This is a genomic window from Cytobacillus massiliigabonensis, assembly GCF_900199725.1.
Classification (GTDB): Bacteria; Bacillota; Bacilli; order Bacillales; family Cytobacillaceae; genus Cytobacillus; species Cytobacillus massiliigabonensis.
Genome location: NZ_LT904904.1, coordinates 1,527,908 through 1,540,824 on the forward strand (window position 1 = coordinate 1,527,908; position 12,917 = coordinate 1,540,824).

Consider the following 12,917-nt stretch of genomic DNA (forward strand, 5'->3'; position numbering starts at 1 on the left):
GAAGGGAGTTTTATCAATGACAACTAATGTCGCAAAAATGATCGATCATACATTATTGAAAGCGGATGCAACAAAAGAACAAATAGAAAAACTTTGCGCAGAAGCAAAAGAATACAATTTTGCTTCCGTATGTGTTAACCCTGCTTGGGTAAAGCGATCAGCTGAACTATTAAATGGAACAGAAGTAAAGGTTTGTACAGTTATTGGTTTCCCATTAGGTGCTTCAACACCTGAAACAAAAGCATTTGAAACAAAAAATGCGATTGACAATGGGGCTACTGAAGTAGATATGGTTATCAATATTGGTGCTTTGAAGGGCGGAGACAATGAGTTAGTGGAAAGAGACATCCGTTCGGTTGTAGATGCAGCTAGGGGAAAGGCTCTTACAAAAGTAATTATTGAAACTTGCCTGCTTACTGAAGAAGAAAAGGTAAGAGCATGTGAATTATCTGTAAAAGCAGGTGCTGACTTTGTAAAAACATCTACTGGTTTTTCAACAGGGGGAGCAACTGCAGAAGATATTGCTCTTATGAGAAAAACAGTTGGACCAACAATTGGTGTAAAAGCATCAGGTGGCGTTAGAAGTGCAGAAGATGCGCAAGAAATGATCAAAGCTGGTGCTACAAGAATTGGGGCAAGCTCAGGTGCAGCCATCGTAAACGGATTAACAAGTGATTCTGACTACTAAAAAAAGGAATGCCGGATTTCCGGCATTTCTTTTTTCTTGTATTTTATTTATCATGAATTTTTATAATGAATCGCCCAAATTGAGAGGCAAATGGCAGAACGAGCAATGAGGTAACCACATTAAAAATAACACTTATATGAGCAAGCTGAACATCCGCTTGCCCTGCAAGCTGGAGTCCGATGTCAGTTAACAAATAAATAAACGGATAGAAAATAATTACCCCTATAACGTTTAGCCATATATGTGCATACGCAGCAAGTTTTGCCTCCCTCCCTGAACCGATTGAAGCGAGAAAAGCATCTACACAAGTACCGATATTTGACCCAAGCATAATCGCAATTCCAGTGTCCAAATCCATTGTTCCTGCTGTTAGAAATCCCATAATGATTCCGGTTGTTGCGGTGCTGGATTGGATAATTGCTGTAATAAGTATACCAGCCAAAATACCGTATAGATGGCTTTCATCTAAGACAAGAAGCAGTTGATTTATCCGCTCCACATTTTTCAGCGTACCAGCAAAATACTCAAACCCTCTCATGGCGGCAAACACGCAGGATATGCCTAATAAAACAAAACCAAAGCTGCGAAGACTTTTCTTCTTCATTAGAATAAGAATGCTTCCCGCGATTGCCAATGGAATTAAATATGCCTCAATATCAAAAGTAATTAATTCGGTTGTAAACGTAGTACCAATATTTGTTCCTAATATAATTCCGATTGATTGTGGAAAAGAAAGCAGTCGTGCTGAAACAAATCCAATCGTAATAATCATTACAGCTGAGCTGCTTTGTAAAACCGCCGTAATGAGAGTGCCGATGATTACACCTTTCCAGGGAGCATTCGTTAATTTAATGAGCCATTTTTTTAGTGATTCTGCTGAAAGGTTCATGAGACCAGACCTTAATAACGTCATCCCATATATGAATAAACCGATTAAAAGTACAAAAAATAATAGCTTGACCAAGTATCCACCCCCCTAGATATATATCTATGGCTAGATGGATGAGGACATGCCATTTAAGTAAATTTAGTTAACCTTGGCTATTATCTTCTGATATCTCAATATTTCCAAGGTAAAAACAAGTCCGATACAGGCCAAATACAGTTGACCTCAGGCATGCTATTATATTATAATTGCAAAGTACATGGAAAACCATGTTGTGTTAGTGTGTTGTGCTCGGAGGGAGGGAAAGAGAATGTCTAAAACCGTCGTTCGTAAAAACGAATCGCTTGAAGATGCTCTTCGTCGCTTCAAACGTTCAGTTTCTAAAACTGGTACTTTGCAAGAAGCTAGAAAGCGCGAATTCTACGAAAAACCTAGTATTAAACGTAAGAAAAAGTCTGAGGCTGCAAGAAAACGTAAGTGGTAAGAGAGGGTGTATGTAATTGAGTCTTCTCGAGCGTCTAAATGAGGATATGAAACAAGCGATGAGGAATAAAGAAAAAGATAAGCTAACCGTTATTCGAATGATCAAAGCTTCGATTCAAAATGAATCAATCAAGCTTGGATCAGACTTAACCGAAGAACAGGAGCTTACTGTCCTTTCTCGCGAAGTAAAGCAACGCAAGGATTCCCTCCATGAATTTGAAAAAGCAGGTCGTGAAGATCTTGTTGAAAAAATTCGTACTGAACTTCAGTTCGTCGAAATATATATGCCTGTGCAGCTGTCTGAAGATGAGGTTTCAAAAATCGTACAAGAAACGGTTGCTGAAACGGGTGCAAAATCAAAAGCTGATATGGGTAAAGTAATGGCTGCCATCATGCCGAAAGTAAAAGGTAAAGCAGATGGAGCAATTGTAAATAAACTTGTACAACAACACCTTTCATAAAAAAAATTAGTCTAAAAGACCGAGAGCATCTGCTTTTCGGTCTTTTTAACTTGGGCAATAAAATGTATAAGACCATTTAAAATGAAACCTTTACATAAGTGAGTACGTATACAATAGAAAGAATCTTTTGATGGGAGGGGGAAGGTTTGAGATTAAGAAGAAGTATAACTATTTTTGCCTTTATTTTTGCATTCATTTTAACGCTGGCACCATTTAAAGGGGATGCCAAGAACGAAGTAATCTATGTTGTACCGATAACAGAAACAGTCGAAAAAGGGATGTATGCCTTTTTAAACAGAGCTGTTCAAACCGCTGAGGAAGAAAATGCTTCTGCCATTATATTTGAAGTAGATACACCTGGAGGGGCTGTTGACGCTGCGGGAAAAATCGGAAAGCTTTTAACGTCGACGAAAGTAAAAACCATTGCGTTTATTAATAAACAGGCTCTTTCGGCAGGTGCATATATTTCATTAAATACAGATGAAATTTATATGGTTCCTGGTTCTACAATGGGATCGGCTGCCATTATTGACGGAAAAGGAAATACTGCTGGCAAGAAAGCTGAATCGTATTGGTTTGCAGCAATGGAAGAGGCGGCAAAACAAACAAATAAAAAACCGATTTATGCTCGTGCGATGGCCGATGAATCGATTCATTTACCTGAATATGACGCACCAAAAGGGAAGCTGCTGACGCTTGGAAGTGAGGATGCGTATAAAGTTGGCTATTCAAATGGGAAAGTGAATAATCTTAAAGATTTATTGGAAAAACTTGAATATTCAGGTGCGGATATTCGGACATTAGAGGAGAGCTTTGCTGAAAAGATTGCACGATTTATTACACACCCTGTCATTATTCCTATTCTACTATCAATTGGCAGCTTAGGGCTTGTCCTGGAATTATATTCACCGGGATTTGGCGTTCCCGGTTTTATGGGATTATCTGCATTATTGCTTTTCTTCTATGGACACTTAGTGGCGGGTCTAGCAGGATATGAGACGATTATTCTGTTTATCATTGGGATTGGACTGATAATCGCAGAGTTTTTCCTCCCCGGTGGAATTGCGGGGATACTTGGTTTAGCTGCTATACTTGGAAGCTTATTCTTAGCATCGGATAATATCGTTCATATGGGAATATCGATATTAATCGCAATTAGTGTTTCTATTCTAGCATCTATATTAATGATAAAGGTGTTTGGTAAAAAAATGAAAATATTTAAGAAGCTAATCTTAACCGATTCCACTAAAACGGAACAAGGATATGTATCCAATAAAAACAGACTTGAGCTTATTGGTTTGGAAGGCTATGCCTTAACAGCATTAAGGCCATCGGGAACGATTGTTATTGAGGATGAGCGGATTGATGCTGTTAGTGAGGGTGCATTTATTTTAAAAGATGCAAGAGTACGAGTGGTGAAGGCTGAAGGCTCACGAATTGTGGTTAGAGAGATACAAAAAATAGATAAATAAAAAATTTTTAGGAGGTATGAAAATGCCATTTGATGCGATTTCTATTTTAACATTGATCATTGTTGTCGTTGCAATCATTCTTTTGGGCGTTTTATTCACTTTTGTCCCAGTCATGCTGTGGATCTCCGCATTAGCAGCCGGGGTAAGAGTAAGTATTTTCACATTAATAGGAATGCGTCTTCGCCGGGTTATTCCAAGCCGAGTAATCAATCCGTTGATTAAGGCACATAAAGCTGGTTTGGATGTGTCAACGAACCAATTAGAAAGCCACTATCTGGCAGGAGGTAATGTAGATCGAGTCGTTAACGCGCTAATTGCTGCACACCGTGCAAATATTGAATTGCAATTTGAACGCAGTGCTGCTATCGATTTAGCTGGCCGAGATGTATTAGAAGCTGTACAAATGAGTGTTAATCCAAATGTAATTGAAACGCCATTTATTGCCGGTGTAGCCATGGATGGGATTGAAGTAAAGGCGAAAGCAAGAATTACAGTAAGAGCAAATATCGACCGCCTTGTCGGTGGTGCGGGTGAAGAAACAATTGTAGCTCGAGTAGGTGAAGGAATTGTATCGACAATTGGTTCCTCTGAAAATCATAAAAAAGTACTTGAAAACCCTGACATGATTTCTCAGACAGTCCTTGCAAAAGGCTTGGATGCAGGCACTGCCTTTGAAATCCTATCCATTGATATTGCGGATGTTGATATCGGTAAAAACATCGGTGCAGAATTACAAACAGAACAAGCCGAAGCAGATAAAAAGATTGCCCAAGCGAAAGCAGAAGAGCGCCGTGCAATGGCTGTTGCCCAAGAGCAGGAAATGAAGGCGCGCGTAGAAGAAATGAGAGCAAAAGTTGTCGAAGCAGAATCACAAGTACCTCTTGCTATGTCTGAAGCACTCCGATCTGGCAATATCGGTGTCATGGATTATATGAATTATAAAAATATTTCTGCTGATACAGATATGAGAGACTCCATTGGCAGAATAACAGATGAAAATAAAGATGGACGGAAAAATGATTAATTCCTGTTCTTCTTTCAGCAGAAGGGAGGGTTTCCCTTATGGAATTCATATTTGAAAATCCATGGCTTCTATTCATTGTGATAGGTATAATCACCTCAATATTTAATAAAGCAACAGGAAACCAAGGAAAGCAAAAAGGCCGGCAGCAGCGGCAGCCTATACAGCCTCAAAAGGATGTAAATCATTCGAATAGCAGCCCAAGACGAGAAGCAAAAAAGAACGATGCTTTGCCTGCAATTCCAATTCCAAAGAAAGTCATTAATAATATTGAAAAAGAATACGCAGAAAGAAAAAAGCAGGCGGAAGAAACATTGCATGCTTTAAAAGATACGAAAAGAACACTGGAAAATAAGACACAATCCTTTCAGACAGTTTCTGTAAGGAGATCAAGGCGATCGGATTTCATTTCTAAAAAAGAAGAGAAACCCGCATTCACTATTGAAAAACAAAAGCTTGCTGAGGGTGTTGTATGGGCAGAGATTTTAGGTCCGCCTAGGGCGCTCAATCCGCACAAGTCAATAAGACAAAAAAGATAAGCGAGCAAACGAAAAGAAAAATAAGTGCTAGAACCCCCCTTCTATTCATACATATGAGATGAAGGGGGGTTCTTTTTTATGGCAAAAAAGTGGGGACAATTCATCAGGAAATGGATGACAACAAATATGGAGCTTCCTCAAGATGTCATGATGGATTTACCCCGGATTACAATGATCGGACAAATTCATATATATATAGAGAACCACCGTGGTCTTATTGCATTTTCAGATAAAGAGCTAAGACTTCTTCTTAAACAGGGACAGCTGCTTATTAAGGGAAAATCATTTGTTATAAAGACCATATTGCCTGAAGAAATATTGCTAGAGGGAAAAATTGATCAGGTCACTTATATAAGTGAATAGGGTAAGGAAGGAATGCGAGGATGCCCACTTTTAGGAAGTCTGCACTTCTTCAAGTGGGTTTTAGCAAATATAAGTCGCATGTCGTTAAGGGGGAAGGAAATGAAGAATCTATGGACTGAATTTTTTGGCGGCATTATTACCGTTGAAACAAGAGGAAAGGGAATAGAACGGCTAATAAATACATTAACGAGAAGTGGCATCCTTATTTGGAATGTAAAAAGGCATGGAAGTGAAACGGTAACCTTTAAAATAAAACTTAATGATGTGAAAAAAATAAGAAGGGCTGTGAAAGAAAGCAATTGTAAAATAAAATTTTTAAGGCGGACAGGCATGCCTTTTTTATTTAAACGGCTTTTGAAAAATAGCGGGTTCATTGTTGGAGCTTTTGCATTTCTAGCTGTTATTTTTATTTTATCTAATATGGTATGGGGAATTGAAATTAAGGGGGCAAATCCGGAAACCGAACATAAAATTCGCAAGGAATTGGACGAGATGGGTGTAAAGAAAGGGAAGGTACAGTTTTTTCTTGAAAATGTTGAAGATATTCAGCGCAGACTTACAGATAACATCGGAGCGATCACATGGGTTGGTGTGGAATTAAAAGGGACAACCTATCATCTGCAAGTTGTTGAAAAAAATGAACCGGAAAAACCTGAACTATTAAGTCCAAGAAATTTAGTTGCTAAAAAGAAAGGCGTAATTGTCGACATGTTTATTGAAGAAGGGCAGCCAAGAGTAAGTGTTCATGATCATGTGAAGCCGGGGCAGCTGCTTGTTTCCGGAGTAATTGGCAAAGAGGGACAGACGGAAACCGTCCCAGCAAAGGGAGAAATTTATGCAGAAACCTGGTATATAACGAAGGTAACTCAGCCGCTCAAGAGTACCTTCCATGTCTTAAATGGCAATGAAAAGCAGAAGCATTTTATCGGAATTGGAAAATGGCAAATACCAATCTGGGGTTTTGGAAAGAATGAATATAAGGAATTTGAAACCGAGACGAATACAAAAAAATTTCATTTTCTAAAATGGGAACTTCCGATTTCCTATTTAAACACAACAATAAGGGAAAAAGAACAAGAGGTAAGAATATACTCCAATGATGAAGCATTTGATGCTGCAAAAATAAGAGCTCGCCATGATATAAAAAGTCTCTTAACTGAAAATGCTAAAATTAAAGGGGAAAAGGTTTTACACAAGTCTGTAGACGATGGTAAAGTAAGTATATCAATACATTTCCAAATTATTGAGAATATTGCAGAAGCAAAACCTTTAATTCAAGGAGAGACAGAATGACAGAAGAGCTGAAAACAATCAATGTACAACTAGAAAATCCGAATGAAGCGATTTCGCTGTTAGGAAATTCGGATGCAAATATAAAAATGGTTGAACAAGAATTAAATGTTTCTATAATAACAAGAGGCGAATCGGTATACATTTCGGGGGATATGGAACAAGCAGAAACAGCGGGTAAGGTATTAGCCGAGCTTCTGATGGTAATTAGAAAAGGGATTAATATTAACCAGAGGGATGTAATGTATGCTCTCCAAATGGCAAAAAAGGGAACCTTGGATTATTTTAGTGATTTATATGATGAAGAAATTACAAGAAATTCCAAGGGGAAAATAATTAGAGTAAAGACAATTGGTCAAAGTGATTATATTCGGGCCATACGGACGAACGATCTTGTTTTTGGAATAGGTCCGGCCGGAACTGGAAAAACGTATCTAGCCGTTGTCATGGCAGTGAGTGCTTTGAAAAATGGTCATGTCAAACGAATTATTCTTACTCGGCCAGCTGTGGAAGCAGGTGAAAGCCTCGGTTTTTTACCAGGTGATTTAAAGGAAAAGGTCGATCCATATTTAAGACCTCTATATGATGCCCTTCATGATATCTTAGGCAACGAGCATACGGAAAGAATGATTGAAAGAGGGACAATTGAAATTGCTCCGCTAGCTTATATGAGGGGAAGAACACTTGATGATGCCTTTGTCATTTTAGATGAAGCACAAAATACAACCCATGCCCAGATGAAGATGTTCCTTACACGCCTTGGCTTTGGTTCGAAAATGGTTATTACTGGAGATAGAACTCAGGTTGATTTGCCAAAAGGGGCAAAATCCGGATTAATTGTTGGAGAGGAAATCTTGCGTGATGTAAAAGGGATTTCCTTCATTCATTTAGAAGAAAGTGATGTTGTTCGCCATCCGCTCGTTGCAAAAATTATTCAAGCATACGGAAAGCAAGAAAACTAAGCCGTCGGAAATTCCGTACGGTTTTCTTTTGCTTTTAAGCAACTATCTACATAATTTTTTAATAAAGATGCATCTTTACTAAAAAACTGTTATCATTTTACATAATTACATTTCTATCTTCTTAAATAGTGATGATCAAAGTCGAAAGATAGGAGGGTGAAATAGTGGAAAAGCTTCAGCGGTATATGACGAAAATTAAAGGCTTATTAGAGATGACTTTTTTTAAAGTCTTATTATTTGTTATGCTTGGATTTGTGATGTATTTTTCGATGTTCAGCAACGTAAAACCGGAAAAACTTGACCTAAGTTTATTTTCAGTTGCTGAACAGACCATTCGATCTCCTATCACAATTGAAGATAAGGCAAGTACGGAGAAAAAGAAAAAGGATGCAGCAGACCTGGTAAAGGATGTTTATGTAGTTAAAAGGGAAATTGCACAAAACCGGGTAGATTTGATTACCTCCATCTTCGGTACAGCGACAGAAGTAAATGATGCCATTAAAGAAGAAATGGAAGCGAAGGAAAAGCTTTCACAGCAGTCAGAGGAAGAAGAGGATCAAACAACTTTTGTCGAGCCGGAACCTAGTGAAAAATTATCTCGCATGAAGGAAAAATTGACTGAAGATGTAACAAAGGATATTTCAGATCAAACATTGCTTGCATTAGTACAGGCTTCAAGATCAGAGCTTTCTTTAGCAAAAGATGTTACAGTGACAGCAATCAATAATGTAATGAGCAATCGAATTCCAGCTGATGAAGTTGAAAACGCGAAAAAAAGGCTTGAAGAGGAATTGCGATTTACAAGCTTGAATACGAATTTAAAAGCAGCTGCTATTGAGCTGGGCCGTTATGCGGTATACCAAAATGAATTTTATGACCCGAATGCAACGGAGGAGCATCGCCAGCAAGCAATAGAAAGTGTGGAGCCGGTAAAGATTCTTCAAGGACAAATTATTGTTGAGGAACAACAATTAATTAGCAGTGATGTTTATCGGCAATTGGAGCTAATTGGGATGCTAGATAGCGTAAATTCTAATCAGCCATTTATAGGTCTCGCATTGATTATCCTTGTCATCCTTTCTGCTCTCTACTATTATTTTTATGAGCTAAAAGTACAATCGGAGATTAAGCAAAGTTATCTTTTGCTATTTAGCATTATTTTTGCTTTATCAATTTTACTTATGAAAGGCATTAGCTTTTTCCATGAATTTAAGTATTCTGAAATTAGCTATATCTTTCCGGCGGCCATGGGGGCTATGTTAATAAAGATTCTTATTGATGAACGGATGGCTGTCCTATTTACGATTATTATGGGGATTTGCGGCAGCATCATTTTTAATGAAGGGATTACAGGTACCTTCCATGTGTCTGCTGGCATCTATATTATCTGCAGTGGAGTTGCTGGAATATTGTTTTTAACGAAACAAAATCAACGTTCAAAAATTCTTCAGGCAGGAACATTTGTAGCAGGTGTAAATATTATTGTCATTTTTTCGCTGATGCTCTTAAGGAATGGGCAATATGAGGGGATTGAATACGGATTTTATGTTGTTCTTGGCTTAATTTCTGGGATTACATCTGCCGTCCTGACCATTGGTCTTCTGCCATTTTTTGAAGCTGGATTTGGTATCCTTTCAACAATGAGACTAATTGAATTATCAAGTCCCAATCATCCGCTGCTGCGCAAGATTTTAACAGAGGCGCCTGGAACGTATCATCATAGTGTAATGGTCGCTAATTTATCTGAATCTGCTTGTGAAGCTATTGGTGCCAATGGACTTCTTGCAAGAGTCGGCTGTTATTATCATGATATCGGGAAGACCAAACGGCCGCAGTTCTTTATTGAAAATCAAATGAATATTGAGAATCCGCATGATAGACTCCCTCCGCAAACGAGTAAGAATATTATTATTGCTCATGCGATAGATGGTGCTGAAATGTTAAGAAAGCATAAGATGCCTAAAGAAATTATCGATATAGCTGAACAGCATCATGGGACAACTTTACTAAAATTCTTTTATCATAAAGCCAATCAAAATGGCCTAGAGGTTAGAGAGGAAGATTATCGCTATCCAGGTCCGAAAGCGCAGACAAAGGAGACAGCTGTTATCGGAATTGCCGATAGTGTAGAGGCAGCTGTACGATCGATGACCCACCCCACTCCCGAACAAATAGAAGGGCTAGTTAGAAAAATTATTGCTGATCGTCTACAGGATGGGCAATTAAATGAATGTGATTTAACTTTAAAGGAGCTTGAGACGGTAGCAAACGCTCTTTGTGAGACCTTAAATGGAATCTTCCACTCACGTATCGAGTATCCTGAAATGACAAAACAGAAGGTGAAACAAGCATGAGTTTAAATATTGACTTAATAGATGAAACAAATGAGCTTTCAGAGGAGGAAACAGCTTTTATCGAGGAACTGCTCAACTTTGCAGCTGCCTTTGAAAAGGTTGAAGCTGAAAGCGAAGTATCAATTACATTCGTTAGCAATGAAAAAATAAAAGAAATAAACAAAGAATATCGCAATAAGGATTCTGTAACAGATGTTATTTCTTTTGCTATGGAGGAAATGGGTGAGGGTGAAATAGAGCTAATCGGTCTTGATATGCCCCGGGTTTTAGGCGACATCGTTATTTCCGTTTCAAGAGCAAGAGAGCAAGCCAATGAATACGGGCATACATTTACGCGTGAATTAGGCTTCTTAGCTGTCCATGGATTCCTTCATCTTCTTGGCTATGATCATGAAACAATGGAAGATGAGAAAGTAATGTTTTCTCGTCAAAAGGTAATCTTAGATGAGTTCGGGCTCCAGCGCTAAGAAGCATCGCCTCATTCAGTCGTTTGGCTTTGCATTCACTGGGATCCGTTCGGTGATTATGAATGAAAGAAATATGAAAATCCATCTAGGCATTTCGCTAATTGTGATTTTGACTGGTCTTTGGCTTTCATTATCTAAGCTTGAGTGGCTATTCATCTTTTTGGCTATTGGCGGCATGCTTTCCCTTGAAATGATCAATACTGCGATTGAACGTGCAATTGATCTTGTAACAGACGAATATCATCCTTTAGCAAAGGATGCAAAGGATATTGCCGCGGGTGCAGTCCTCCTATATGCAATTTTGTCAGTTATCATAGGGCTAATCATATTTTTACCAAAGATATTGATGGTTGTTACATAAAGAAAGCTGTCCTTTTCGGGACAGTTTTTCTTTTTCTAAGTTCTCTTTGCCTAAGGATTTGAAAAGGGACAATAAATTCGATAAAATGACAAAGCAATAGATATATTTATTACACTATCATTTTTGGAAAATTCAATTTTTAATATTACGTTTTTGCTACAACGGATGTAATTGATGTCAAAATGAGGTAGAATAAAAGAAGGAATCCCCTTCTTAAGGAAAGGACGCATTATTAGTGAATGTTGAAAAACTAATTGAAGAAGCGATTGCCGCAAGAGATAAAGCTTATGTTCCGTATTCAAAATTTAAGGTAGGTGCGGCGCTCTTAACAGAGGACGGAAAGATATACCACGGATGTAATATTGAAAATGCTGCATACAGCATGTGTAATTGTGCTGAAAGAACAGCAATTTTTAAAGCGTATTCAGAGGGAGACAGAGAATTTACTGCAATGGCTGTTGTAGCGGATACAGACCGCCCATGCTCTCCATGTGGGGCTTGCCGCCAGGTCATCGCTGAATTATGCCCTAAGGACATGAAGGTTTACTTAACAAATTTAAAAGGGGATATTCAGGAAATATCAATTGATGGATTATTACCTGGCGCTTTCTCATCGGAGGATTTACATGAATAATACTACACAAGGACATAAGTCAGGATTTATTTCAATTATTGGTCGGCCAAATGTAGGAAAGTCTACTTTTTTAAATCGAGTGATCGGTCAGAAGATAGCGATCATGAGTGATAAGCCTCAAACGACAAGAAACAAAGTGCAAGGTGTTTTAACAACAGATGATGCACAATTTATTTTTATTGACACACCAGGGATTCATAAGCCAAAGCATAAGCTTGGTGACTTTATGATGAAGGTCGCACAAAATACGTTGAAAGAAGTAGACGTTATTTTGTTTATGGTTAATGCTGAGGAAGGCTATGGTCGTGGAGAAGAATTTATTTTGGAAAAATTTCAATCGATTCGAACACCCATTTTCCTTGTCATTAATAAAATTGATAAAATTCATCCCGACAAGTTGATGACATTAATCGAATCTTATAAGGAAAAGTACGAATTTAGTGAAATTATTCCGATTTCTGCACTTGAAGGAAATAATGTTGAAACTCTTTTAGAACAAATAAAAACGTATATTCCAGAAGGGCCGCAATATTACCCAGCTGATCAAGTGACAGACCATCCGGAAAGGTTTATCGTTTCCGAGCTTATTAGGGAAAAAGCTCTTCACTTGACTCGAGAGGAGATTCCTCATTCCCTGGCTGTATTAATTGATAAGATGGAGCGCCGTGATGATAAAGATGTTGTTCATGTGATGGCTACCATTATTGTTGAGCGGGATTCACAAAAAGGCATTGTAATTGGAAAACAAGGAAAGATGCTGAAGGAAATTGGGCAGCGGGCCCGACTTGATATCGAAAATCTCCTTGGATCGAAAGTGTTTCTTGAGCTTTGGGTAAAGGTCCAAAAGGATTGGCGCAACAAAATGTCCCAGCTCCGAGATTTCGGATTCAGGGAAGATGAATATTAAACGAAAAGCGCAGGTGGCTTGCCCAGGGG

At 38.4% G+C, this 12,917-nt stretch carries 15 protein-coding genes; 14 read left to right on the top strand and 1 reads right to left on the bottom strand.

Annotated features, from left to right (window positions below; translation table 11 throughout):
- The first annotated feature begins 16 nt into the window (after positions 1-16).
- On the top strand, positions 17-688 hold the full coding sequence (gene deoC / locus C1726_RS18590) for a deoxyribose-phosphate aldolase (RefSeq protein WP_102274514.1): 672 nt from the start codon (positions 17-19) through the stop codon (positions 686-688).
- Between the two features lie 43 nt (positions 689-731).
- Here the strand turns inward: deoC and C1726_RS18595 are convergent, their stop codons facing one another.
- Entirely contained in the window at positions 732-1,652 is a 921-nt protein-coding gene (locus C1726_RS18595; RefSeq protein ID WP_102274515.1) for a Na/Pi symporter, read from the bottom strand.
- A gap of 232 nt (positions 1,653-1,884) precedes the next feature.
- Here C1726_RS18595 and rpsU point away from each other — a divergent pair, with 232 nt between their 5' ends.
- From rpsU to era, 13 genes are all read left to right on the top strand, one after another.
- Positions 1,885-2,058 carry a 30S ribosomal protein S21 gene (rpsU, locus tag C1726_RS18600; protein ID WP_009333009.1) on the top strand — a complete coding sequence of 58 codons (174 nt, stop codon included), beginning with the start codon at positions 1,885-1,887 and terminating at the stop codon, positions 2,056-2,058.
- A gap of 16 nt (positions 2,059-2,074) precedes the next feature.
- Positions 2,075-2,518, top strand: coding sequence for a GatB/YqeY domain-containing protein (locus C1726_RS18605; RefSeq protein ID WP_102274516.1), 444 nt, complete (start codon positions 2,075-2,077; stop codon positions 2,516-2,518).
- Between the two features lie 146 nt (positions 2,519-2,664).
- The gene (locus C1726_RS18610) at positions 2,665-3,990 is read left to right on the top strand and encodes an NfeD family protein (protein ID WP_102274517.1); all 1,326 of its coding nucleotides are present in this window, start codon (positions 2,665-2,667) and stop codon (positions 3,988-3,990) included.
- 22 nt (positions 3,991-4,012) lie between these two features.
- Positions 4,013-5,014, top strand: coding sequence for a flotillin-like protein FloA (gene floA, locus C1726_RS18615; protein ID WP_102274518.1), 1,002 nt, complete (start codon positions 4,013-4,015; stop codon positions 5,012-5,014).
- 38 nt (positions 5,015-5,052) lie between these two features.
- Complete coding sequence (locus C1726_RS18620; protein WP_102274519.1) at positions 5,053-5,550, top strand: hypothetical protein; 498 nt, start codon at positions 5,053-5,055, stop codon at positions 5,548-5,550.
- A 78-nt stretch (positions 5,551-5,628) separates the two neighbouring features.
- Entirely contained in the window at positions 5,629-5,913 is a 285-nt protein-coding gene (yqfC, locus tag C1726_RS18625; RefSeq protein ID WP_053477060.1) for a sporulation protein YqfC, read from the top strand.
- A 99-nt stretch (positions 5,914-6,012) separates the two neighbouring features.
- Positions 6,013-7,206, top strand: a complete 1,194-nt coding sequence (gene yqfD, locus C1726_RS18630) for a sporulation protein YqfD (protein ID WP_102274520.1) — start codon at positions 6,013-6,015, stop codon at positions 7,204-7,206.
- Positions 7,203-8,165 carry a PhoH family protein gene (locus C1726_RS18635; RefSeq protein WP_102274521.1) on the top strand — a complete coding sequence of 321 codons (963 nt, stop codon included), beginning with the start codon at positions 7,203-7,205 and terminating at the stop codon, positions 8,163-8,165. Before yqfD ends, C1726_RS18635 begins: the two co-directional genes overlap by 4 nt.
- A 164-nt stretch (positions 8,166-8,329) precedes the next feature.
- Entirely contained in the window at positions 8,330-10,519 is a 2,190-nt protein-coding gene (locus C1726_RS18640; protein WP_102274522.1) for an HD family phosphohydrolase, read from the top strand.
- Positions 10,516-10,986 carry an rRNA maturation RNase YbeY gene (gene ybeY / locus C1726_RS18645; RefSeq protein WP_102274523.1) on the top strand — a complete coding sequence of 157 codons (471 nt, stop codon included), beginning with the start codon at positions 10,516-10,518 and terminating at the stop codon, positions 10,984-10,986. The genes C1726_RS18640 and ybeY overlap by 4 nt, the downstream gene beginning before the upstream one ends.
- A complete protein-coding gene (locus C1726_RS18650) occupies positions 10,964-11,347 on the top strand; it encodes a diacylglycerol kinase family protein (RefSeq protein ID WP_102274524.1) in 384 nt (127 codons plus the stop codon). The genes ybeY and C1726_RS18650 overlap by 23 nt, the downstream gene beginning before the upstream one ends.
- A gap of 235 nt (positions 11,348-11,582) precedes the next feature.
- Positions 11,583-11,981, top strand: coding sequence for a cytidine deaminase (locus tag C1726_RS18655; protein ID WP_102274525.1), 399 nt, complete (start codon positions 11,583-11,585; stop codon positions 11,979-11,981).
- On the top strand, positions 11,974-12,888 hold the full coding sequence (era, locus tag C1726_RS18660; RefSeq protein WP_102274526.1) for a GTPase Era: 915 nt from the start codon (positions 11,974-11,976) through the stop codon (positions 12,886-12,888). The genes C1726_RS18655 and era overlap by 8 nt, the downstream gene beginning before the upstream one ends.
- The last annotated feature ends 29 nt before the right edge of the window (positions 12,889-12,917 follow it).